The sequence below is a fragment of the Paenibacillus sp. M2 genome (genome assembly GCF_046713495.1).
GTDB lineage: Bacteria > Bacillota > Bacilli > Paenibacillales > Paenibacillaceae > Paenibacillus > Paenibacillus amylolyticus_B.
On record NZ_CP169648.1, the window covers coordinates 5,043,928 to 5,066,790 of the forward strand.

The 22,863-nt window shown below is 41.4% G+C and carries 22 protein-coding genes and 1 tRNA gene; 6 read left to right on the forward strand and 17 right to left on the reverse strand.

Annotated elements, in window-relative coordinates:
* Positions 1-178 precede the first annotated feature (178 nt).
* On the reverse strand, positions 179-916 hold the full coding sequence (locus ACETMN_RS23360; protein WP_091014161.1) for a glycerophosphodiester phosphodiesterase: 738 nt from the start codon (positions 914-916) through the stop codon (positions 179-181).
* 231 nt (positions 917-1,147) lie between these two features.
* Here ACETMN_RS23360 and ACETMN_RS23365 point away from each other — a divergent pair, with 231 nt between their 5' ends.
* Entirely contained in the window at positions 1,148-1,414 is a 267-nt protein-coding gene (locus ACETMN_RS23365) for a hypothetical protein (protein ID WP_091014158.1), read from the forward strand.
* A 217-nt stretch (positions 1,415-1,631) separates the two neighbouring features.
* Here ACETMN_RS23365 and ACETMN_RS23370 read toward each other — a convergent pair whose 3' ends face one another.
* From ACETMN_RS23370 to ACETMN_RS23390, 5 genes are all read right to left on the reverse strand, one after another.
* Positions 1,632-1,760, reverse strand: a complete 129-nt coding sequence (locus tag ACETMN_RS23370) for a hypothetical protein (protein WP_255319930.1) — start codon at positions 1,758-1,760, stop codon at positions 1,632-1,634.
* Between the two features lie 120 nt (positions 1,761-1,880).
* Positions 1,881-2,465 carry a TIGR00730 family Rossman fold protein gene (locus ACETMN_RS23375; RefSeq protein WP_411735199.1) on the reverse strand — a complete coding sequence of 195 codons (585 nt, stop codon included), beginning with the start codon at positions 2,463-2,465 and terminating at the stop codon, positions 1,881-1,883.
* Between the two features lie 424 nt (positions 2,466-2,889).
* Entirely contained in the window at positions 2,890-3,309 is a 420-nt protein-coding gene (locus ACETMN_RS23380) for a hypothetical protein (RefSeq protein WP_017687369.1), read from the reverse strand.
* Positions 3,310-3,509: 200 nt separating this feature from the next.
* On the reverse strand, positions 3,510-4,187 hold the full coding sequence (gene ung / locus ACETMN_RS23385) for a uracil-DNA glycosylase (RefSeq protein ID WP_411735200.1): 678 nt from the start codon (positions 4,185-4,187) through the stop codon (positions 3,510-3,512).
* 239 nt (positions 4,188-4,426) lie between these two features.
* Positions 4,427-5,647 (reverse strand): MalY/PatB family protein, encoded by a 1,221-nt coding sequence (locus ACETMN_RS23390; RefSeq protein ID WP_411735201.1) that lies wholly within the window; start codon positions 5,645-5,647, stop codon positions 4,427-4,429.
* Between the two features lie 252 nt (positions 5,648-5,899).
* Between ACETMN_RS23390 and ACETMN_RS23395 the strand changes: the two genes are divergently transcribed.
* Positions 5,900-6,607, forward strand: a complete 708-nt coding sequence (locus ACETMN_RS23395) for a helix-turn-helix domain-containing protein (protein ID WP_017687366.1) — start codon at positions 5,900-5,902, stop codon at positions 6,605-6,607.
* 157 nt (positions 6,608-6,764) lie between these two features.
* Here the strand turns inward: ACETMN_RS23395 and ACETMN_RS23400 are convergent, their stop codons facing one another.
* Positions 6,765-9,686, reverse strand: coding sequence for an insulinase family protein (locus ACETMN_RS23400; protein ID WP_411735202.1), 2,922 nt, complete (start codon positions 9,684-9,686; stop codon positions 6,765-6,767).
* Positions 9,687-10,359: 673 nt separating this feature from the next.
* Between ACETMN_RS23400 and ACETMN_RS23405 the strand changes: the two genes are divergently transcribed.
* Positions 10,360-10,617 carry a hypothetical protein gene (locus tag ACETMN_RS23405; protein ID WP_341073684.1) on the forward strand — a complete coding sequence of 86 codons (258 nt, stop codon included), beginning with the start codon at positions 10,360-10,362 and terminating at the stop codon, positions 10,615-10,617.
* Positions 10,618-10,628: 11 nt separating this feature from the next.
* On the opposite strand, the gene ACETMN_RS23410 is transcribed toward ACETMN_RS23405, so the two are convergent.
* From ACETMN_RS23410 to ACETMN_RS23430, 5 genes are all read right to left on the reverse strand, one after another.
* Entirely contained in the window at positions 10,629-13,295 is a 2,667-nt protein-coding gene (locus tag ACETMN_RS23410; RefSeq protein ID WP_341073685.1) for an SMC family ATPase, read from the reverse strand.
* A 1-nt stretch (position 13,296) separates the two neighbouring features.
* On the reverse strand, positions 13,297-13,827 hold the full coding sequence (locus ACETMN_RS23415) for an ABC-three component system middle component 1 (RefSeq protein WP_341073686.1): 531 nt from the start codon (positions 13,825-13,827) through the stop codon (positions 13,297-13,299).
* Position 13,828: 1 nt separating this feature from the next.
* Positions 13,829-15,499, reverse strand: coding sequence for a dsDNA nuclease domain-containing protein (locus tag ACETMN_RS23420; protein ID WP_341073687.1), 1,671 nt, complete (start codon positions 15,497-15,499; stop codon positions 13,829-13,831).
* A gap of 784 nt (positions 15,500-16,283) precedes the next feature.
* Positions 16,284-16,369, reverse strand: a tRNA-Leu gene (locus tag ACETMN_RS23425).
* 331 nt (positions 16,370-16,700) lie between these two features.
* The gene (locus ACETMN_RS23430; RefSeq protein ID WP_341073688.1) at positions 16,701-17,150 is read right to left on the reverse strand and encodes a hypothetical protein; all 450 of its coding nucleotides are present in this window, start codon (positions 17,148-17,150) and stop codon (positions 16,701-16,703) included.
* 207 nt (positions 17,151-17,357) lie between these two features.
* Between ACETMN_RS23430 and ACETMN_RS23435 the strand changes: the two genes are divergently transcribed.
* The gene (locus tag ACETMN_RS23435; RefSeq protein ID WP_036614778.1) at positions 17,358-17,582 is read left to right on the forward strand and encodes a hypothetical protein; all 225 of its coding nucleotides are present in this window, start codon (positions 17,358-17,360) and stop codon (positions 17,580-17,582) included.
* A gap of 117 nt (positions 17,583-17,699) precedes the next feature.
* Here ACETMN_RS23435 and ACETMN_RS23440 read toward each other — a convergent pair whose 3' ends face one another.
* Positions 17,700-18,182, reverse strand: a complete 483-nt coding sequence (locus ACETMN_RS23440) for a NucA/NucB deoxyribonuclease domain-containing protein (protein ID WP_091014144.1) — start codon at positions 18,180-18,182, stop codon at positions 17,700-17,702.
* 108 nt (positions 18,183-18,290) lie between these two features.
* Positions 18,291-19,439: a sensor histidine kinase gene (locus ACETMN_RS23445; protein ID WP_341073689.1), complete on the reverse strand. Its 1,149-nt coding sequence runs from the start codon at positions 19,437-19,439 to the stop codon at positions 18,291-18,293.
* Between the two features lie 313 nt (positions 19,440-19,752).
* Between ACETMN_RS23445 and ACETMN_RS23450 the strand changes: the two genes are divergently transcribed.
* Both ACETMN_RS23450 and ACETMN_RS23455 read left to right on the forward strand, forming a co-directional pair.
* The gene (locus tag ACETMN_RS23450) at positions 19,753-19,941 is read left to right on the forward strand and encodes a DUF6199 family natural product biosynthesis protein (protein WP_341073691.1); all 189 of its coding nucleotides are present in this window, start codon (positions 19,753-19,755) and stop codon (positions 19,939-19,941) included.
* A 140-nt stretch (positions 19,942-20,081) separates the two neighbouring features.
* Positions 20,082-21,305, forward strand: coding sequence for an MFS transporter (locus ACETMN_RS23455; RefSeq protein ID WP_341073692.1), 1,224 nt, complete (start codon positions 20,082-20,084; stop codon positions 21,303-21,305).
* 41 nt (positions 21,306-21,346) lie between these two features.
* Here ACETMN_RS23455 and ACETMN_RS23460 read toward each other — a convergent pair whose 3' ends face one another.
* The 3 genes from ACETMN_RS23460 to ACETMN_RS23470 all read right to left on the reverse strand — a co-directional run bounded on the left by ACETMN_RS23460 (position 21,347) and on the right by ACETMN_RS23470 (position 22,743).
* Complete coding sequence (locus ACETMN_RS23460; RefSeq protein ID WP_017687348.1) at positions 21,347-21,676, reverse strand: DUF1904 family protein; 330 nt, start codon at positions 21,674-21,676, stop codon at positions 21,347-21,349.
* A gap of 159 nt (positions 21,677-21,835) precedes the next feature.
* Positions 21,836-21,952: a YjcZ family sporulation protein gene (locus tag ACETMN_RS23465; protein ID WP_017687347.1), complete on the reverse strand. Its 117-nt coding sequence runs from the start codon at positions 21,950-21,952 to the stop codon at positions 21,836-21,838.
* Between the two features lie 116 nt (positions 21,953-22,068).
* On the reverse strand, positions 22,069-22,743 hold the full coding sequence (locus ACETMN_RS23470; RefSeq protein ID WP_091014136.1) for a hypothetical protein: 675 nt from the start codon (positions 22,741-22,743) through the stop codon (positions 22,069-22,071).
* Positions 22,744-22,863 lie beyond the last annotated feature (120 nt).

Genomic DNA, 22,863 nt, shown 5'->3' on the forward strand with positions numbered 1-22,863 from the left:
ATTCCCATAGACCATTGTAAGTGAATCCACGGGCTCTGGCAATGGACAAATAGGACATGTTTATTGCATATATGAAGATTTTCACACAATTTTACACGCAAAAAGGCCGTGTAGGAGCCAAAAAGCTCGAACACAGCCTTATCATTGCCTATGTAGAACATATATCATACAGACTCATTTAACGAGCATGTACCGTGATCAAAGATGCCAGGACATCCGGAACATCGGTAATGATTCCTTGCACACCCATGTCAATCATGGCCTGCATCTCGGCAGGATCATTCACCGTAAATGGATAGGTAACAATGCCATGTGCCAGTGCAGCAGCAATATCTTCTTGTGTGACTGCCAGCTTGTAGGGATGAAGGCCGGAAGCTTCGAGTTTGGCGGCATAATCATAGGGACGGTACAACTTTTCCATATATAGAAGTGCTGTACGAATCTCCGGGGCAAGACGTTTACATCTCACGAGCGAAGCATGATTGAAGCTGGACAGCACGACCTGTTGCTCCAGGTTCCACTCCCGGATCGCCTGTATAACCTTCTCTTCCATCCCCTTATAACTCACAATGCCATTTTTCAATTCCAGATTAAGCAGTGTTCCTTTCCCCTGTACGAGCTTGAATAGCTCCTCCAGAGAAGGAATACGTTCCCCAGCGAAATCAGCATGGAACCAGGACCCGGCATCCCGTGTGCGCAATTGATCGTAAGTCGTATCCTTAACCCAACCTTCTGCGCCGCCAGTTCGACTTAACGTCTCATCATGAATCAGTACCAGTCTGCCATCATTCGTCATCTGCACATCAGTTTCAATACCTGTTGCTCCAAGCTCCAGACTCCGTTCAAAAGCACTCATCGTGTTCTCCGGGCATACGGCAGATGCACCGCGATGGGCAATGATCTCCACGTTCCTCATTCCAGCACCTCCTGTGTTCAAGCTTCACTCTATGATTAACACTATAAACACGGTTTGTTAGACCTGTATTAACGGGGCGTATAATGGGTTGCCTGCTTCGCTAATACTAGCGGCCAAGCCCAACATCTAACGGGCTGGGGATTCACTCATTTTTGCGAACTCAATCTGAAAATCGACATAACATAGTATGAACGATGGAAGCACTGAACTCCGTTATAAGGAGGTTGACTATTGAATCCCTCAAAGAAAAAATCGATACCTACGCGTGCTCACACCTCCCAGTTACAGTCGGCTTCCAGGCTTTCCAGATCATCTGTCCATATCAAAAATAAATCCGGCAAGACGGCTAATCAGCGTTCTTTTAACTCCACTTCATCCAGCACACTGGATCAGCTGGCTATTGTTGCAGCAATACTCTCCTTAATTGCAGCCGCCATCGGGCTATATATCGCCTGGAAATCGTTAAGTGTTCCGGATCAAACTGCTGTTGTGGTGTAAGCTGCTTGTTGTGCAGCTAATGGCTCAGGAGGCTCTCTCCTGCTTCTGACCTCATTCAGGGGCAGGTTTTTGCTTTTTCAATTACTTAACGTATGCTGGAAACGTCAAAAAACCGTTCCCCTGAAACGCCGGGATATACCGGCGTCTCTTTGGAAAGGTCATTTTTTATTCGGGCGCTGCCTCTGCAGCGTGATCCCCGTCCCGGGATTTGACCGAATTACAGAATGAATGTGCGAGAGATAATAACCAACAGAATGAACAATACCAGAATTGCACCTGTTGATGTCCATGCTCCACCACCGAAGCCTCCGCAATATCCGTAACCTGTACCTTTGAGTTCGCTCATCAGTGACACTCCCCTCTTCATCGAAGTACACTATAGACTATGTCCGATAGCGCAACTTGCTTGGGCAGATCGAAAATTCTCCCGAGGAACGAGTGGGTTCAGGCCCGTCTTCTTATGCACTCATTTCCCGTTGAGTTGTGACCACTTCTGAGTCAGCTCTGCAGGAATGTAGGATGACATTTGTTTGATCAGTTCAGCCGGATCAGATTCCAGAATCCACAGACTGAGATGCGAGGTGTTAGAGAATCCCTCCTGTACACTATGTTCTACCATCTTCATCAGCGGTCCATAATATCCGTTGACATTCAATAAGCCAACAGGCTTACGATGAATGCCGATCTGTGCCCAGCACAGTACCTCAAATAGTTCTTCAAATGTACCCATGCCTCCGGGAAGCGCAATGAACCCATCGGATAATTCAGCCATCGTAGCCTTGCGTTCATGCATGGTTCCCACTTCAATCAGTTGTGTAAGCCCTCCATGAACAACCTCACCCCGGAATAATCCCGTAGGCATAACCCCGATTACTTCTCCCCCTTGCTCAAGAGCAGCATCGGCTACTGCACCCATCAAGCCCATGCAAGAACCACCATAGACCAGTGCATAACCATTATCGGCAATCTGTTTGCCAAGTTGAACAGCCTTCTCTGTATAATCGGGGTGATTTCCCGGATTGGAGCCTGCAAAAACAGCTATACGTTTCATTGGGTTTCACTCCTTCTCATGATCTTTTTAGATTGAACTAAAGAATATTTACACTTGCCACTTCGATGACAGAACAACCTTCCGATCGCTGTTATCCCCAGATTTTTTGATTCAATTTTACAAAGGTGAATATCTTGGGATAAAGGCGAACGCTCCACTTCTTCAGGTTATTTCTGGCCTCTACGTTTCTCGTGTAAATGTTTAGTTCAATTTATCTATTTTAATAATATATATCATGAATGTAATGGGTATGTACAACAGGTTAACAGAACCCATGGACAAAAAAATACCCGACCGTTTGCAGCCGGCCGGGCTCCCGTTTTATTACACATCAATTTAGAAGGGGTTGTTACTACCTAATATACAGACCAAACATTAAATCCATATGATCTTTGCATGAAATGAATATTAAATCTTCGAGGTACTAACGTATCCCGCGGCGTGAACGTACGACAAACATATGCTTGTCTTTACGAAGAACCCGACCATCTGCAAGTTCAACCTGATCCTCGTCATGACGCAGAATCGTCGTGGATAACGCTACAATTTTGGCCCGGCGCCAGATCATAACCTGTGACTTGAAATAGATCGCATTTTCGAACTGAATTGCCTTTTTCATCACATATCCAACCTTGTGCACCTCAGAACGTGCTTTCTTTAAGGGAAGACTCTCTTCGGGAAGAGGTCTGATCATTGCGATATTGTCAAACGATACCTTGATCCGTTTCGGTCCGATCCGTACACATTCCGCTTCTTCATCCCACTCGACCAGCGTTCCCTTCAATGGCTCCCGTATGCCTGTTGCACGATATACCGCTACTTTTCGTCCTATCCAATGTCGCAATGTTCTCACCTCCATCTGTCTATATAAGTTGACTACAGATTATTTACACAGACACTACGATGACAGAACAACCTTCCAATCGCTGTTATCCCCAGATTTTTTCGATTTCCTTTTCCGAAGGGAAAAATCCGGGTATAAAGGCGAACGCTTCGCTTTTTCAGGTTTTTTCTGTCCTCTCCGTTATTGTGTAAATGATTAGTTCAACTTATATCGTTTTCAGGTATCTTCCAATCGATCGGTTCAATACCTTTGGAGGTCAAGAAATCATTGGCTTTGGAAAAGGGACGGCTGCCGAGGAATCCGCGATGCGCAGCCAGCGGACTGGGATGTGTAGACTCCAGTACCAGGTGCTTGTCCCTATTAATAAAAGCACCTTTCTTCTGGGCATGACTGCCCCATAGCATATATACCATTGGCTCTGAACGTTCATTCAGCGCACGAATTACAGCATCCGTAAATGTCTGCCACCCTAGTGTCTGATGCGAGTTAGGCTGACCTTCACGAACCGTCAGAACAGCATTTAATAGCAGGACTCCCTGCTGTGCCCAATGAACCAGAGATCCATGATTCGGAATGGGCAGGTCCAGATCGGCGTGAAGTTCCTTGTATATATTTTTCAGAGAAGGCGGTACGCGTACCCCCGGTCTAACCGAAAAGCTTAATCCATGAGCCTGTCCCGCACCGTGATAAGGGTCCTGACCAATAATAACGGCCTTAACCTGATGATATGGCGTCAGCTTCAGTGCGGAGAACAGGTCTTCTTTGGGCGGAAAGACCGTCTGTGTTTTGTACTCGGCGGCTAGGGTGTAACGAATCTTGTTGAAATACTCGGCTTCTGTCTCTTCCTGAAGCACCTTGTCCCAATCGTTTCCAAACATATGTATAGGCTCCTTTCCCCTGATGAATGCAGTTACGTGTAGCCCAACTACCGGGCTCTTCCTTCTGAGAGCCGCATGTCATGCAACTCATAGACTATCCACCATTTTAACATAACCGGGGGCAGCAGACCAGAATTGCGCATCAGGGTATGTTCACCTCTAAATAAAACTTGTTCTTGCTGCATTCCGTGTACTCATCCGAAAAAGCCACCACGCTGTTGCGTGATGACTTGATGACTTTACACTTGAACGGGTACCTCTTCGACTTCTTTTACAAGCACACTACTGATTCTCCGTAATCCTTCCTGAAGGACAGAACGCGGACAGGCCAGATTCAACCGAATACAACCCTCACCATTCGCTACAAACATATGGCCATCTTCCAGAAGCACACCTGCTTGCTCAGCGAAGAATAACGGTAAACTTACATGTTGGGGAGCATAGGCTGAAATGTCAATCCAGGCCAGGTATGTGGCTTCCGGAATATGAAAGACAGCCAGCGGCAGATGTTGCTTCACATATTGTTCTACACAGGCAAAATTGGCGTCGAGATAAGCTTTTAATTGTTTCAGCCATTCATCACCCGTTTCATAAGCTGCTTGAGTGGCAGCAATGCTCAGTGGGTTTTTGAAACCATAATGGCGTGCCTGCCAGATGTCTCGAAGTTCCTTATTCGGAATGATGACATTGGAGAACATCAGTCCAGCCATATTGAATGTTTTGCTCGGGGACATGCATGTAATGATTCGATCCGTATCCGGGAACAGCTTCGCAAGTGGCGTATGTCTTTTGCCAGTCCGCAGCAGATCACAATGAATTTCATCCGAAATGACCCATACATTGTTCCTCAGGCAGATCTCACCCACACGCTGTAACTCTTCCGTTGTCCAGACGCGTCCAGACGGATTATGGGGGTTGCAGAAAATACATACCCTTACCTTCTCATCCTTGGCCTTGGCTTCAAAATCCTCAAAATCAATCGAGTACCGCCCTTGCTTAATGTGCATATCCGAACATACCAGTTCAAGATCATTATGCTCCGCGGCTGACTTGAAGAAACCATAAGACGGGGTAACAATCAGTACTTTCTCATCCGACTGACAGATGTATTCCACCAGTTCATATAAAGCGGGGATGATCCCGTTTGAGGTCTCCAAATGATCCTTGGGGAAGGACCAATCATAGTACCTTTTCATCCAATTCGAGACAGATTCATAGTATGCCGGATCAAACACCTGGGAGTAACCCATAATTCTGCGGTCCAAACGTTCCTTCACTGCATCCAGAATCTCGGGAGGTGTAGCGAACTCCATATCTGCAATCCACATGCGAATGAATTCTTCGTCCTTAAATGGAAATGTCATATCTTCTGAGGCGTTAAAAATATATTGACGGAAACCATCCGTATTCATGGCATTTGTACCTGTGCGATCTATAATCTCATCAAAGTTATATTTCATAGTAGCTTCTGCTCCTCTGTCTGTTCAACTTTTCATTGTCGGTTCATGTCGTATGAGATCTATTATTCCATGACGTAGAAATTGCATCAAATGCGATACAATCTATTCTGACGAAACAAATAAAGTTTATTGTTTCTTCAGAATAGGTTTTTCGGTGAGAAAGTGATATATTTCTCATATAACATCATTTTTATGAATGACTTTCACCATTTTCACGTACTCTCAAGAAACATTGCATAAGGAGAACCAGTTATGAACAATATCAATCAGGAAGTTGGCAAGAAAATACGAAACTTTCGGAAGTGGCGGGGACTGACCATTCAACAGCTTGCGGATCAGATCTTCAAGAGTAAGGGTACGCTGTCCAAGTATGAGAGCGGAGATATTACACTTGATCTGGTGACGTTACATCATATTGCGAACGCACTCAACATCCAGGTGGAGCAACTCTTGTACCAAGAACCCAGACACGCTTCCCCCCTGATGAATGCGGTCCCGTCCAGCTTTTTCAAGAATTCCACACGTTTCTATTCCTACTTCTATGACGGGCGTAACAACAGTCTCATTCGATGTGTCATTGACATGATGGCTCAATCGGATGCCAACCGTTATCGCACCGTGATGTATATGAATGTGAAGGATTTTGAGAACTACCAGGAGTGCGAGAATATGTATTGGGGTCACACCGAGCATTATGATACACTCACCACGCTGATTTTGAAAAATCAGGCCACGCCGCTGGAGAATCTATATATTAATATTCTGGCGTCTTTTCAGGAATCAGAGAAAAAGTGGGGACTGATGGCTGGTGTCTCCTTCAGACCTTTCATGCCGATCGCGCTCAAAATGTTATTCTCCAGAACCCCGTTGCCCGAGAATCAGGAGTTATATAATGAATTAAAAATCTCAAAGGAAGATCTGCGGACCCTGAAAATATACAACATGCTCGCTGTCACTTGAACAACGCAGCGTATCACCCATTCTCATTATGGGTCGGCGACAGTTGCTCCACATTCCTCCTCATTAAAAAAGGCACTTCTATAAGCTGTTGAAACCAGCTCATAAAAGTGCCTTTCGCTTTGATGCCTATCGATTCGGGGATAAGCGAGACAAACGTTTAGTTTTTGATTAAATCCAGCGTTTCGTCAAACATTTGCTTCTGTTCCTCAATCTTGTTCTCATTACCGATCACGCAGCGCTGTTGCTGTTCAAGTACAGCCGATAAAAGCTCAGCAAAACCGATAATGTCGCTTTCCTTCGTGCTTAACACTTCGTCACGTTCCTGTTGCAGATCCGCTTCAGTCACATTCGACAGATAACACTCCAGAGAGAATGCTCCTTCGCCATAAGGTGTTCTCGGCGTATCGAGATCCTGAATCGCACCAATGATATAACGCGTCATCTCACGCTCGTCTGCCCGGAAATCGGTCAAATATTGCGGAATCTCTTCATATACTTTGTACGTTTTATCTAGATTCGGATCACGATACGATGCAACATAGCTGTCTCCGTTCCGTCTGAAGCCTGACATACAGCCATAAGCTCCGCCTTTGGCGCGGATATTGGTCCACAAGTAATCCAGAGACAGGATACCCTGCAAGACCCGTAGGGAACCGGTGTATTGATATCCTTTGTTGATATAATTGCCCGTTTGCACCACGTACTGCACCTCTGAAGGAGAACGGAATCCTTCCTTATGCGTAGCCGGTGTGAACGTAAACTCTTCCTTGGCAACCTCATGTGTGAACAGCTTCGCTTTCAGATCGGATACCTGTTGCTCCAGTCCTTCATATCCCTGCTCATCGGCAGTGTAACTAACAAGCAAGTTCTCCGGTCTGAAAATATACCCTGTCAACTCTTGCAGGCTGGAAGATAACTCTTCTTTTCTGGCCTCAAAATTCGCCTGAAGATCCTCCAACCACTGGTAGAAGGCGATCCCACTTACAGCTTCCCTGAAATCGGCAACCGCTGAATGTTTGGACGAAGACCGGCCAATTCCCGCAGAGTGTCCGCTGTTGATCAGATTACGTTGCAGATTACCTTTCATCTGAGAGATGATCTCATATAACCGCTTCGAATTATCGAATTGGGATGTGAACACAATTTCTTTGATCATGTCAAAGGCAAATCCAAGCTTGTCATACAACACTTTTGCGTTGAACTCATAGGTAGCCTTGAATTCATTGTGCTTATGCGCGTTGGCATAAGATCCAATCCCGCTATGAATACCGCCCGAATGGATATGGATCTCATTGGACAGTTCATTGAAGGAGTATTTTTGAGTATCCACGTAACCCAGCACATTCTTCAGCAATCCTGCATACGGCAGCAGATGACGTGGCACTTCTTTGATATCGAACAGCAGCCTCAGATAACCAATCCCGTTTGTATAGAGGTTATGATGCAGAATGGTTGTGCCGTCGACCTGGTTCACCGTTTGATGCAACGTAGAAGCCTTCGGTTCAATATCTTCAATCGATAACGTCGGAATAACCTGCTGCTGCTCTTTGGTTGAAGGTGTATTCTGATACTCGGCAAGGGCTTCCGTTTTCTGAATCAGCGTCTGAACTTCTTCCTCGCTAAGCCCGGCCTGAATGGTTTTCAGACGTTCTTTCAACGCTTCCTCCTTGCGTGAGTTCAGCCCCTTATCCGGGGTAAGCGCCACAAAAGAAGTATGTGTGTTTTGCAAAATATATTTCTCAATCAGTTGCTCGAAGTAACCTTCGTTCATTTTTGTACGCAGTTCAGCAAATACGTCATTGGCTTCCAAATGAGTGAAAGGCGCTTCTTCATCGTACAACCAGCTTTGCAGGGAAGAGAATCCGTAGATCAGGCCCTTCGGCATTCTGCCATAGTCCGCTTCCCTGTGATTGAACTCATACGAGTTAATTCCAGCAAGCAGCGCTTTTGGATCAAAACCTTCTTTCACCACACGCTCAAGCACTTCTTTGACCGTTCCCAAGAAATCCTCTTTGCTCGCCAGATTGCTCTTCTTCAGTCCCACAGTGAATACAGGCTGATACAGACTGTCATCATAGGAACCGTAGACGTCCTTCGCAATGCCCTTATCCAACAACGCCTGTTTCAATACCGCTCCCGGAGCGTTCAACAGTGCGTATAACAAAATTTGGAAGGAAATGTTCAGTTCCTTGTCCAGACTTGTGCCGATCACTGCATTGTAGGTCAAAAAGCTGTTATCCACTTCCGATTCCGTACTTCCAGCAGAGTAAGTCTTAACTGTGTCTACCCGTTCTGCAAAGGCAGGTTGAAGTTGAATGGCCGAATCAATCTCGATTCGATCATATGCACTCAGGTAGTTTTCATCCAGCCATTGCAGCTTCTCTTCCATATCCATATCCCCGTAGAGATAGATGTAACTGTTGGAAGGATGATAGTATCTCGTGTGGAAATCCAGCAACCCCTGATACGTTAGATCCAGGATAGCTTCCGGGAACCCGCCAGACTCGGAGGAGTATGTGGTATCCGGGAAAAGGGAGTTCAGCACTTCTCTGCGCACCATTCGTTCCGGTGAAGAAAAGGCCCCCTTCATCTCATTATATACAACTCCGTTGTAGGTTAACTCATCGTCAGCAGAGGTCAGGTTGTAGTTCCAGCCCTCTTGCAAAAATATCTTTTCATTCTCATAAATATTTGTATTCAATACTGCATCCAGGTAAATATCCATCAGGTTATGGAAGTCATGATCATTACGACTCGCGATCGGATAGATCGTCTTATCGGGATACGTCATGGCGTTAAGGAATGTATTCAATGAACCTTTCAGCAACTCAACAAAAGAATCCTTGGCCGGAAATTTCTTGGACCCACAGAGCACGGAGTGTTCGAGGATATGGGCTACCCCTGTATCATCTTCCGGAGGTGTGCGGAAACCGATACTGAATACTTTGTTGTCGTCCTGATTGGACAAAAGTACAATTTTGGCCCCGGATTTCTGGTGCTCCAACAGATACGCATCCGATTTCAGTTCTTCAATTCTGCGCTCTTGTAACACCTTGTATGGCTTAAGCTGTTTCAACATAAACTTGAGTCCTCCGTCCATAAGATTGTTTTATTGGTTTTGTGACTCTACATAAGTTCACATATGGTTATTTACACGGGCACTCCGATGACAGAACAACCTTCCGATCGCTGTTATCCCCAGATTTTTTTGATTCCCTTTTGAAAGGGAAAATCCGGGGATAAAGGCGCACGCTTCGCTTCTTCAGGTTTTTTCTGTCCCCTCCGTTATCATGTAAATGTATGTTTGAACTTATATCGTTCAGCAAGGTAAAGGTAATATATGCCTACGGATAGTATACACCATTGTTCCGTCTCTTCATAAAAAGCGAGTTAAAGAAACATTACTTTGCATGGTTAAACCATTTCGGTTCAGAATATGCTAATAGATCTTTAACATGCCCTGATATAAGAGTGGCTTCATAACTTTACAAAAAAAAGACATCAGAACAATTTCTAATTCTGTTGTCTTTATCAAATTATTTCCCCAAATATGTCTTGTGGGAAGTCTCCGTAGAGGAATAAATGGAAACAAGAAAAATAAAATATATTCATATACTAAATTAAATTTCTATTACTAATGGTGACATCACGTATATTCTATATTAACTCAAATTTAGTTCTTAATGATTGTTAATAAACTCAAAAATTCTAAACTACAGTATGAGAGATACAGAAATTTTAAGGAGGTACTTATGAGGATCAATTGGTACGACCTTAATACCGAAGAACGTAAAAAACTGATTGAACAACAAATTCTTGGATTTGAAATCAATAAATTGTCTGAGGATGTTTCGATAAAAATTTTAAAGTGTTTCTCAACTTACCAAGTAACTAAATTATTTCCAACAAATTATAGAGTAATTGTTGAAAGTAACACAAATGTCGCTTTTGCCAAGAATTTAGTTGACGCGGTTTGTATCGCAGCTTTAAAAGCTAAAGGATACTACTGACTAATTCCAAGTTAATGAAACTTAATGTGTTTTATATTATCTTTTGTAAGAGTTGGCGAATCAATCATGAAAAGTTGAATTTGTTCTCTTCTATGTTCATTTTTCTTTATAAATAATTTAACAAAATCAAGATCGTGTGTGGAAAATAAAAGTTGCTTTTTTATAATACTTAATACATCACAAACTGAGAATTGATTTACGTCATCCATATTCTGTATCGGATCATCAATTCCTACAAAATCTAGAATACTCACTTTCTGCGATTCGTTTATTGCCAGAAATATCGAGATAGCAAGAACATTTAGTTGACCTGAACTCAAAGTATATTGCGCGTTTGAAAGCCCCTCACCCTCGTTAGGAAGTTGAACCATGATTTTCAATTCTTCATTTCCACCCTCAAATCTTATGGGAACTGTGCTCGGAAGCGGATTAAGGTAACGGAAATATCGCTGAATAGTAGAATAAGAACTATTAAGTATATCTTCTGCAGTAGTCCCTAATTGTAATGCTACCTTATTAAGAAACTCCGATATCTTAGACAATTTCAGATCATACTTTTGCTTTATCAAAGCATCTTTCTTCTCCTTTTCTAAGGAAAGCTCTTTTATCTTGATATTAACTCGTTGATTATTTGAAAATTTTTCGGAAAACGACGCCACCAGATTAAACTCTATTTGTAGATCTATTTTCTTTTTCTGATACTGTTTAATTAATTCATCAATGGGATAAGTCAATTCTAGTTCTGATAAAATATCGGGAATGGGAGTAAGTACTTTGTTAAAATTCTGCACCTTTATTTGAGTAGTTTTAATTTCCTCTTTCATGTCATTTATGTAAGAGACTACTCGATTCTGTGCACGTTGCAGACGGTGTAATTCACCGGGAACATCTGCATCATCAAGTGCATGCTGGAGACCCGTAACAGAACGAAGATTATCCAAATCTTTTCTTACCATTGCTAGTGACTGAATTGCCTCTTTTGACACTTCATCCATTTTAATGTGAGAAAGAAGATTATTCCTGGTCTTCTCAAGTTCAGGTTTCGTTCCTAACAATAGTTCATTATCATAATTAGGGAGGTTTTGAATTGCATTCAATCTTTCAATTGAAGAGCGATGTTTATTGTCAATTTGTTTAATTTCATCTTGATGAGAAATAAGCTCTCTATTGTTACTTTCAATTCTCATTGACAGTCTCTCTTTATTTTGTATTAACTCCTCCGTAACCTCAGCATATTGCCTTATCTTTTCTAAGTGTTCTTCAATCGATGAATAAATTTTGCTCTTTAGTTCACTTCCATGGTTAGCAGAGCATACTGGGCAAGTTCCATCTTTGTCATTATTTTGTATGGAAACATATTCATACACACTTCGTACATCTGCTACTAGTTTTATCATAGGCCCGCCAGAATGATTTTCTATCCTTTTATTCACAACCTGAAGCATTGCTTCAAGTCGTTTACTTCTACGCACAAATTTTGAGAGCCTTTTTTCTGCACCTAACTTGCGGTTAGGAAGATCTTTTTTTTCATTTCTCAACTTTTGATATTCTTCAAGATAAGATATAGCTAAATCATATTTAACTAATTCCTTTTGCTTATCAGAAATAGATTTTATAATATTATCCAAATCAAGAATTTCCGGGGAATTTGATGAAGATTGAAGCAATCTTATAAGCCTTTTTTCTTCTTTCTCCATTTTTCTAAAACGATCATTGTGATTTTTTGCTTCATTAACTCCTTTTATTTCCAAATTAATTTGGAGTAATAATTTTTCCGCTCTTTCTAGGCGTGAAGTATAACTTCTTAAGTTATCTCTACAATTCTTTTCTTCAGTAATGCAATCACCAATGTTTGAAAATTCTAATTTTCCGACTTTATCTAAGCGATCAAGCTTATCAAGAACTACGCTGGATTCTTGTAATAAGCGTTCTTTAAGTTTGTTTAAATTTGCATATACTATATTTATATCCGGAGATATATTCAGTAAATTTGCCCACTCTTCAATCTTAGATAAATCCAAAGTTAATAAATCTGCAGTCCTTTGTTCAATCATGGATTTTAGTTGTTCAGATTCTATTTCTATTTTTGAACGTTGAGCTGAAAGTTTAGAAGATACTTCCTTAATGTTATTCGTTAAATTCAAAACATTCTTTAAGCCCATTATATCTGCTAGAGCCTCGAACCTACTTTTAGCATCGTCATGTGAAACAAACTCTGTTATTTGATCTTGGGATAAAATATGTGATTGTTTTATTAGCCCTCCCATCATCCCTTTACCTTCAGTACGATAAAATTCCCTCCTCAAAAATGTGTCTACTTTCCCTTTTGTGCGAATAATTTTTCCATTTGGAGGCTTTATTGAAACAGTAACGCTTTTCGCTTTTCCATTTTCCACTCGGAAACTACGTTTTAATATGTGCCCCTCAAACTCGATTTCCACAAAACAAGTCTCTGCGGTCTTAACACATTGGAAACATATAATATCCTGCTCTGTGAAATCTTTTTGTTTAGAAAATCTACTAATGCTTCCTGACAAACACCACTCTAAAGCATCAAAGAAAGTACTCTTTCCAAATCCATTAGGACCATAGAAAATAGTTATTTGCTTATCTAAATTAAATTCATGTAAACCTAAGTATTTGCGAAAATTTTGAATCCTAACTTTATCAATTTTCATTTTATTTCTCCTTATCTAACAAGTCATTAATCACACTCTCAATTTCTTTTTGAGAGAGCTTTTTTCTTTCCCCTTCTTTATCACGAAGATTTTTAAGTAAATATGATATGGTAGGATCCTGTTCAATATCATCAATTGAATTTTTATTTAACTCTGTATATGTATCATTGTTGTCATCCAAGAATGGAATACGTCGAATATCTGCCATTGACCGAATGACAAACTTCCTAATAGACAATGAATCTCGTTCAATAGTATAGATTGTTTCTTCATCAATTAAACGATCTCCACCAGTACATAGTAAGTAATAAGAATTCCAAACATTCAATTTCTGGCGTAAAAGAATATCCCTCACAAGACTAGCTTCAAGAATAATTTTTCGTGCTGGTGTTTCATTTTCCCACCTTTGTAAAACCACAAAATTCAGACCATTAGTAAACAACTTAACTCCTATATTCAAAAGATCACTATTAATAACATGAGAAAAACCTAAATCTAATAACAATTTATTTGTTAGAACATATGCCTCCATATTACTCGTTTAACTCCTTCCAAAACTCACATAGATGAGTTCGTAGATCTTCCATAGTGTTGAAAGTAAATAAGTTATCAAATTCATCATTTAACCTTCCACCCGGTACAAAATCCATAATTATTTTCATATCTTTAAGTGAGTCACTTTGCGGAAGTCCCGATACTTCTGGCTTCTCCTCGCAAATAATAACAGATTCTATTCTCCCCTTATTTCCCGCAAAACTCCCATTCAAAATAATACTAGATGGTGGATTCAGTAAAATATCTGAACACTTTTCAGGTTCTTGTAACAATTGACGGATTTTATCAACTGCAGTGTTTAAAGTATCTCCCCGGCTTAAGCTCAAAAATGATAAATATTGAGAGCTAATCTGTTTAACTAAAAGTGACGTGTGATTAGTTGATACTTTTAATAAATCTTTATTAATTAAGATTAATAATAATGCACAGTTAAAGAGTTCTAAGAGTCTTCTTGTTTGATCATGTTCTGTTATTTCTCTGTATTTACTAGATATAGGTCTACAATCTAAATACCTATTGACAAGATCTCTTATCGTACCTCCTCCATCAATCCATTCAATCATATTCTCTTTGTAGCCAATAATATCTCGCTCCAATTCTATAAATAAATCTATATCCTTAATATCAAGTATCATTTGATCAAAAACTTTATTTATAACTTCTTTTGTTTCACTCTTTCTTACAGATTCCCCAGTTATCGCAAAAGCATTATCATGGATTAATTGTCTTATTTCCTCTACTTCTTCAGAGCCCAAATATAGAATAAGATTATCTCCAATTTTTTGACATTTTTCCATCAGAAGTCCAATTAACCATTGAATATTATCTACTTCAACTCTGACCCCAGGCTCAATATTTTTTCCCAGTTCATCTAATAGAAATCCGACATATTCACGAGTTTGAAGTAAATCTAACCTTTTGCGAATATGAAATCTTGATAGTAATTCAGTAAGTTTTTCACCACACAACGATTCATAAGTTAAGAGTGAATTATCATGCTTATCGTAAAATTCTTCAGATAGACGTCTCAGTAAATGATCATCCTCAGGAACGGAAAGGTTATAACTATAATTTTTGGTATAAGGTGTAACATTTGCTTCCTTTGAAGGTGTGACAACAAAACTAGTTAGTAATTCAAACTGTGTTTGAAACTCTTTGTTCGGAAAGTATTTTGCTTTCATTAAAAGCTTATCTAACCAGCTATCCGGTCTTCTATATTTAAATCCATCTTCCTCTTTAAAAGACCTGCTGTAGATTCCAGTTTCACTTGTCTTTAGATCAGTTTGGGCACTTGTTTTCACTTGAATAAAACGTATAAGATTATCTTTTCCAACTATAACATCTTCGTGCAGTTCCATCGAAACAAAGTCCCACGTACCCTTCATTACTTCAATCATGTATTCAATGGTTACTAAAAATTGATAGTAAAAACCTGCCAGTGCAACTCTACCACCTATTTCTTCTGGTTCATTAATTAATAATAATTCCTGAACTAAGTCCTTAGGATTATTTTCTACTCTCTTAATCAGAAGATTCTTCTCAGGCTCCCTTTCTGAGTTTTCTGACAAAACTGAAACAACTAGACTTTTAAGCATATTCCCCTGCCAACCACCCTTCATTAAGCCCTTTTCTTTTTTGATTTTTTTCAATTGCAGAATCGCTAATCAACCACCTTGCTCATATCTTCTTTTAACTTAACCATGCTTAGGTCTTCAATGCTTCAAACTCATTTTCAACCTTATGAATCAAAGCGCCTTTTTTTCATATAAAACCCATTATGTAAATTATTTAAAATTCACCAATAAAAATCAATATATCTACCTTCCAAAGAAATGACATTATTATATCTAGTTCTACACTTTCCTTAATTATCCTCCAAACTCCCATCAATTATAATTTCATATTTCTTTGAAAGTTCACTTTGTATAATAACCAAACTAATTCTTCTAACGTTTTAAACTCCATAAAATTCTACTTTCATTTATAATTTTTTATTGTATTTTCATTTTTCTTTTCCCATCCCTTATTCTCTCAGTCTTTTCAAAGCCAGAGGAGAAACAACAGCAGGGTATAAGATTCACCTGAGAAACTGCATAAAACCTAAAAAATCTAGAAAGTACGTGAACAGATTAAAAAATCTGCAAAGAAATTCGTTTAGATCTGTTACACTAACCCCAATATTAAAATAGATAATAAGAACGAATCTAATGAACTGGTAAAAGCGGATTCAATATGCAGCAGCTATTCTAAAAATCCGACATTTATTCACACTTAAAATACAACTCTGAAGCAACTCCAGCAACAATTTATTATTCTTATCTTTTAATACAAAATAAAAAATACAAAAAAAAGACGTATGACTCTCAATATTTCATAAGAGTCATACGTCCTTCATTTCGTTCTCTTTTTCAAGAAAACCTTTTAAATGCAATATGCCGAGGACCGGGATCGAACCGGTACGGTAGTCACCTACCGCAGGATTTTAAGTCCTGTGCGTCTGCCAATTCCGCCACCCCGGCAGGATTATGTATTTCTTGGCGACAAGAAATATCTTACCATGAACTAATTAACTTTGCAACACTTTTTATAAAATAATCTAACTATATAAGTTTAACTAATGATTTACACGATAACGGAGAGGACAAAAAAAACTGAAAAGCGAAGCGTTCGCCTAAAAGCTTTCTGAAAGACTTATATAAATGAAACAGGCACTGCAAGCGTCAGCTCACAGTGCCTAGAAAGTCCGAGTTGCGGTCCCGGACTTCCGGTAAACCAATCTATATTAAGGGAGGTGTGAGATAAGAATACCTCCCCAACATTAAAGAAACCTAAAATCAGCCTTAAATTAAACTAAAAAAGTAAAATCGGGCGAACACGAGCTGCCTCTTCCTCACTGCACTCCACGATAACCAAGATATGGTCCTTTAACAGCCAATCTTCATAATACCGTGCGTCTTCTTCCGAGATCCCCGCTTCAGTCAGTGTAAGCACCAAATCATCGGTCTCACTCCCGATCTCATTGCCAGCGAGTCTACGGACTGCTTTTCCGATCGACATCGTCTGATCCATTCGCTTCCCCAGACCAGCCAATATGCCTTTCAGAGCGCCAAAGGCACCATCCGTTCCGGCACCCTTCAAAGGTTTGGGCAGCCCCGTCTTTTCGCTCACCAGCTCCAGATTAAGCTGCTCCTTCGCCACCGCTCCCAAGTATTTTTCCTTGATGCCTTCCTCTTTCACCTGATTCAGCATCAATATAGCCTCGTTCTCCGTACGGGCCAGCCCAATCATCAATTGTGTCATTCCGTTCCCCTCCTTTTACCCTAATATAACCCCGTAATGCCTATTCAAAAACGGATCATCCATAGCTAAGACAAATCACCTAGAAGAATGTTGATTTCTCTTCTGGAAATCTATACCTAGTTCTGATAGACTAGATAAAGAAGACAAATTAACCATTGAAAAAATTGACATATGTATTTAACATCTCATAATCAGGAGCAATGACTTATGAAAAAAGAGGTAGAAATTGCCATCCGGCGCAAACAACAGATCATGGTTCGTAATACAAGCGGTCAGACGGTAACCGGATTTCCCGAGCGTACCGCTGATTCATCCATTCTCTCCTTACGTACGGTTCACGGCAGTCTGTGGATACCGTTTGATGAGGTTGAACATGTTACGCGTCTGTTAAGCATACGGTCTCATCATTTAAGCGGAATGCAACTCGTTTAGCCGGATATGTAATCCTTGAAACTCCAGTTCCCGTATAGATACGTTAACTAGATCTATTTATGCCAGCACTTTATACCAAAAAACCAGACGCATGCACGTCTGGTTTTTCTCTTCTTGTTACTTCACTACAAACTTCACTCGTGTTCCATCCGGATATGTACTTAACTGATTCCCTACCCATGAACCTGCACCACGATTATCTTTCGGGGTAATGTACTGGATATCTGCACCTGTTCCTCCTTCAGCACACATCGCCATAGGCCACTCGTCACGATCCTTACCTTTTTTGACCGGAACACCTTTAAGGGATAAATCCCGATTGCCTTCCGCTCCATTACGATCAATGGTGCATACATCCGAATGCCCTGCCTTGATAGCAGCTTTAATATGTTTGGCTGTTTCGGGATAACGCTCTGAAGGGAACGTAATGGTGTGGTCCACACTCTTATTAGCCCCTCCGAATGGATTAGGTATCTCCTCCGGCCATTCTCCCCCTGCCCAGGCGTAGAGGGCTACCAGCAGCATCGCTACCAGTGTCAGTACCTGCTTTTTGAAGCCTTGTTTACCTTTTCGTTTTCGTCCTGTGCGTCTCTTACTCATGCTGTGTCTCCCCCATTCAACACTTACATTATAACAGAACGCCCGTTCGTAAAACAATTCAATACAATAAAAAAACAGCCGAGACCACCCGGCTGTCCTGCTTGATTATTATCCTACATTGGGAATGGCCTGTTGGCGCAGCAAGGGCAGTGTCACCTCAAACTGTGTACCTTTCCCTTCTGTACTTTCCACCGAAATCTGACCATTCATCAGTTCCAGCAGTTCTTTGCAGATGGTCAGACCAAGACCGCTTCCGCCAAATCGGCGCGCATGGGAGATGTCGGTCTGGGTAAATGCATCAAACAATTGTTCGATCTGATGCTGAGGAATGCCAATTCCCGTATCACGCACAGAGAATACCAATACAACGGTATCCATCAGTTGATGCCTCACATCCACCTGTAACTGCACTTCACCTTGTTCTGTGAACTTGATCGCATTACTCAGCAAATTATCCAGTACCTGCCGAAGTCTTAGCGGATCACCGATAAGCACATCAGGAACATTCAGATCAGCATGACAGAGCAAACGTATGTGTTTATTCTGTGCCGCAGGTTCATGTGTCTTCACAATCTGTTGAATCAGCTTCAGAGGTTGAAACTCAATGTTTTCAACATCCATTTTGCCTCTGCCCAGCTTCGCCATATCCAGGCTATTGTTAATGATGTTCAGCAGCGCCTCACCTGATTGACGTGCAAGCTCCAGATATTCTTTCTGCTCATCCGTAGTTTCACCCATACTAGCAAGTTCGATCATGCCCATAATGCCGTTAAGCGGGGTACGAAGCTCGTGATTCAACTTGCCGATGAATTCCAATTGCCCTCTGCTGTTCATCTCAGCCATGGAAGTTGCAAACTTCAACTGCTGTTCGGCATACTTCCGTTCTGAAATATCGTATTGAATGCCTACAAAATATAAACACTCTCCGGATTCATTAAAGATCGGATCAATATTCAGTTCGTTCCAGAACTTCTGACCACTTTTTGTATAATTTAAAATATCAATCTTAATGGATTGTTGTTTCTTTAATGCATCACGAATCTGCATTACCGTTTCGGGGTCTGTATCCTGCCCTTGCAAAAATCGGCAATTGTGTCCGACAGACTCTTCATACGTGTATCCTGTCAGTTGGGTAAAGTGTTCGTTTACATACATGAGCGGAAGCTCAGGCAAGGTAGCATCGACCACCGTCACGGAGGATTTCACTTTCGAGATGATAAATTCCCATTGTAATGAGAGTTGATTATGTTGGCTCATGCCTTCCTCCTTCATCTCACACACATTAATGTTTATATATTCTGCAATCGTACATTATAAGGAGAGAAAACTAACCAAACGGAATGTGTTGATATTAAATCAATATATTTTAATTGTAACACAGTTATTCAAGTCATGTGGTTCTTGGGTAATAGTTGATAACTAACATTACACAATAACCTAACTATTCATCAGGAGGAACATACATGAAATTTCTGTTAATTATCATCATTATCATTTTGATTGTAGTCTTTTTTACCAGACGCAAACGTTAAGATGAGATCCGTTATGTAAGTGAGAAAGGAAGATGGGTATGAGAACCCTCTTTTTTATATTCATGGTACTCTGTATCATCAATCTCTGTTTCCCAAAATTCGGCTGGTATCTACGTTATGGCTGGATTTCCCAGGGTGAAGCCGAACCCAGCAGGCCTTATATGACTTTGGTCAGAACGACCAGCCTGCTGATGTTGCTTATCGCCTTCACACTCGCTATGGCATGAACTATAGGCATTAGAAGATGACTGCCCTGTTGGGCAGTTTTTTTGTGGTGAAATGACGGGAAAATGATAACTTTGTTTGTGGTGCAATGATGACAATGCCCGTAATATAGATATATCGTTTCGGAAAGGACATCATTGGCATGAACATCGCATTTTATCCGTACTGGGCCGCCAAAACGCTGCTCTCACTTATTAATGTCATATATATCATGGTCATTACTACGTTTATATACGGTCTCACTGGATCGGTACTCTCTGCTGCAATGTTTCCACTGATTCAGATCACTGCACGCATAATAGCAGGTTTCTCTTTGCCATTACTTGTGAACCGTTTCCCATTCTCCAAACTATTGATCAGCATTTCCATAGCCAAAACATTCATCATGACCTGTATAGCCATTTCGTTGAATCATTTGATTTCACAACTGCCACTTCTATTGATCGGAGTGGTCATACTATCCTTATTGGACGGATGGGAAACTCCGTTACTGAAGATTTTAACGCCAAGATTGGTTCAAGGTGAAGACCTTATAAAAGCAAATAGCCTTCTATCTTTCTCCAATCAGACTGTAACCATTGTCGGTTACGCCATGACGGGATTCGCCGTGATGAACTGGGGGGCGTCACAGACCTTCTGGGCAGCTACAAGCCTGTCCTGGGCCGTTCTGATTTTCATGATTGCCATGGGTTCGCTCACACAGAATGTAGAAAAACTCCAGAAATCTGCTGTATCCCGAAATGTATTGAGGGAAGGCTGGAGTATACTTTGGAACAACCCATCATTACGACTGATCACGCTTATGGACATTGCCCAGGCTCTTGCGGGTTCCATCTGGATCGGAGCTGTTACGCTAGCCTTTGCAAAAGAAGCTCTGGGACGAGGAGAAGGTTGGTGGGGACTCATGAACTCGAGTTACGCTGCCGGAACCATGCTTGGAGGTATTCTGGCTCTTGCACTGGCCAAACGTATTCAGAAGCATCTAATCGCTAGTATGACCATGGGTTCCCTTCTCTTCAGCCTGCTGACCGTCGTTTATGGTCTAAACAACCTGCCATGGCTCGCTTTGGTGTTATGCATACTCATGGGTCCAGTTCATCAGATTCGTGATGTGGCTCAGCAGACAGCGCTTCAGAACAGTGTACCTGTCGAATCCCTAACCAAGGTATACGCCACCCATGGCGTCCTGATATCCACGGTGATGAGTGTATCCATAGTCATCTTTGGTCTAGTCGCCGATCAACTGGGCGTTCGGTGGGTATACCTTATCGGTGGAGCCTTGTTTATTATGTCTGCGATATGCTCATTATCGTTGAGCAGGGCTCACAGGAACCATCCCATTGCTGAACGTACAAAAAATATGTAAATCAAAAGAGACGAGCAATATTCTGCTCGTCCCTCACAATCTCAATCCAATCGATAATCTGTCAGCGGCCTGCCTTTTTTATAATACAAAGTAGGTGACAATATATTGAAGAAAATATGCACATCCGGCATGTATGCTTCTTCCAAAATAGCTTGCACCGACGATGCAATCCGATTATGAATCTCCTGGTCACGTTGAAACATTAGAATCTCTATAGAAGCCGGAGAAGGTGTTAGCGCTTGTACATCATGACGCTCTGCCTTCATTCTCTCCCTTGGAATATGAGTAATTAGGGCCATCTGCTCTGTAATTTGGGGTACAACTTCCTCTAGTTGAGGACCTGTGAATCCTTTAAAGCGAATAAACGGCATTGCTATCCCTTCAATCTCTGTTAATAGTCTCTTATGTGATTTTAAGCACATTGTTTTCAGTTGTCAAATGTCATGGATGGCATATGTTGCTTCTTATAAACAGGAAAAGCCCCGCTGAAGTCTCAGCGGAGCCACTGTTTGCACGTTTCTATACGTGACTTACAGCCAGAAAGATTTTGTGATAATCACGAGCAGAATGAACAGTACGAGAATTGCACTTGTGGAAGTCCATCCGCCGCCACCAACATTACAACAACCGTATCCAACTTGACTCATTTGATTGGCCTCCTTTGAATTTCAAGGTATGCCATAACATATGCGTATTCTGCGCAAGTGATCGGGCTATTCGACAAGTTCATCAGCCCATTCATCTGGGATTCATACCCGGTAACTTAACCAGATGGGTCGATGGAGATTTTCAGTGGTTTTTCTTGTGACTCCTGAGGTGAAGGGTCTGTATTTCCTCTTTCCAGAAGGATTGTACGAGTACGTGTATCACTTCGGGATGCCAGAACAACCTCTCCATCAGGTGTTATACAATAGGCGATCGGAATGGAGATCTCGCTATCACGGTACGAACCATCCGCATGGCTTGTCCCCATGACAATACATTGATGCTTCATGGCGATCTGCCGAGCCTCTTCGACCCACTCACTGTACTGCTCTTCACTGAACATGCCCACACCAATGGAATGCATCACAATGTCCACATTCCCTATATTCTCATTTCCAAATCCTTGCAGGACCAGCTCATCACACAACAAAGTGCTTATTACCAAACCCTGTTCCTCAACCGTCTCAGCAGGTGTATACTTAGCTTTCTCCAACACAATCTCTCCAGCCTTACTGATGATAATCGATCGGTCTTTTGGACGTTCGTCCAGTCTGCGATGACCTGATACAATCATAGTCCCATATTCAGCCGCCAACCTGCAAGCTTCCTCAACATTCTGGTTCAGATAACCTTCAGGAAAAAACAATATATCCGCATCAGAGTGTTGCTTGAGTTCGGCTTCAAGCTGCAGCAGGTGCTGTTCCAACCTCGGTTGTCCAATGATAACCTTCATCTGGTATCCCCCATTCATAAATAAAAGCCGGTTCATACCTGAATAAGGTACGAAACCGGCTTAAAGGTTGTACGGACAGAACTCCTGCTCACCGTACTTTGCTTTAAGAGTAATTGGTTC

Excerpts from the sequence above, each read along its gene's own strand:
- ACETMN_RS23360 (WP_091014161.1), bottom strand. The coding sequence starts at position 916 with ATGAGGAACGTGGAGATCATTGCCCATCGCGGTGCATCTGCCGTATGC.
- ACETMN_RS23370 (WP_255319930.1), bottom strand. The coding sequence starts at position 1,760 with ATGAGCGAACTCAAAGGTACAGGTTACGGATATTGCGGAGGCTTCGGT.
- ACETMN_RS23375 (WP_411735199.1), bottom strand. The coding sequence starts at position 2,465 with ATGAAACGTATAGCTGTTTTTGCAGGCTCCAATCCGGGAAATCACCCC.
- ung (WP_411735200.1), bottom strand. The coding sequence starts at position 4,187 with ATGTTTGGAAACGATTGGGACAAGGTGCTTCAGGAAGAGACAGAAGCC.
- ACETMN_RS23390 (WP_411735201.1), bottom strand. The coding sequence starts at position 5,647 with ATGAAATATAACTTTGATGAGATTATAGATCGCACAGGTACAAATGCC.
- ACETMN_RS23395 (WP_017687366.1), top strand. The coding sequence starts at position 5,900 with ATGAACAATATCAATCAGGAAGTTGGCAAGAAAATACGAAACTTTCGG.
- ACETMN_RS23400 (WP_411735202.1), bottom strand. The coding sequence starts at position 9,686 with ATGTTGAAACAGCTTAAGCCATACAAGGTGTTACAAGAGCGCAGAATT.
- ACETMN_RS23405 (WP_341073684.1), top strand. The coding sequence starts at position 10,360 with ATGAGGATCAATTGGTACGACCTTAATACCGAAGAACGTAAAAAACTG.
- ACETMN_RS23410 (WP_341073685.1), bottom strand. The coding sequence starts at position 13,295 with ATGAAAATTGATAAAGTTAGGATTCAAAATTTTCGCAAATACTTAGGT.
- ACETMN_RS23415 (WP_341073686.1), bottom strand. The coding sequence starts at position 13,827 with ATGGAGGCATATGTTCTAACAAATAAATTGTTATTAGATTTAGGTTTT.
- ACETMN_RS23430 (WP_341073688.1), bottom strand. The coding sequence starts at position 17,150 with ATGACACAATTGATGATTGGGCTGGCCCGTACGGAGAACGAGGCTATA.
- ACETMN_RS23435 (WP_036614778.1), top strand. The coding sequence starts at position 17,358 with ATGAAAAAAGAGGTAGAAATTGCCATCCGGCGCAAACAACAGATCATG.
- ACETMN_RS23440 (WP_091014144.1), bottom strand. The coding sequence starts at position 18,182 with ATGAGTAAGAGACGCACAGGACGAAAACGAAAAGGTAAACAAGGCTTC.
- ACETMN_RS23445 (WP_341073689.1), bottom strand. The coding sequence starts at position 19,439 with ATGAGCCAACATAATCAACTCTCATTACAATGGGAATTTATCATCTCG.
- ACETMN_RS23450 (WP_341073691.1), top strand. The coding sequence starts at position 19,753 with ATGAGAACCCTCTTTTTTATATTCATGGTACTCTGTATCATCAATCTC.
- ACETMN_RS23455 (WP_341073692.1), top strand. The coding sequence starts at position 20,082 with ATGAACATCGCATTTTATCCGTACTGGGCCGCCAAAACGCTGCTCTCA.
- ACETMN_RS23460 (WP_017687348.1), bottom strand. The coding sequence starts at position 21,676 with ATGCCGTTTATTCGCTTTAAAGGATTCACAGGTCCTCAACTAGAGGAA.
- ACETMN_RS23465 (WP_017687347.1), bottom strand. The coding sequence starts at position 21,952 with ATGAGTCAAGTTGGATACGGTTGTTGTAATGTTGGTGGCGGCGGATGG.
- ACETMN_RS23470 (WP_091014136.1), bottom strand. The coding sequence starts at position 22,743 with ATGAAGGTTATCATTGGACAACCGAGGTTGGAACAGCACCTGCTGCAG.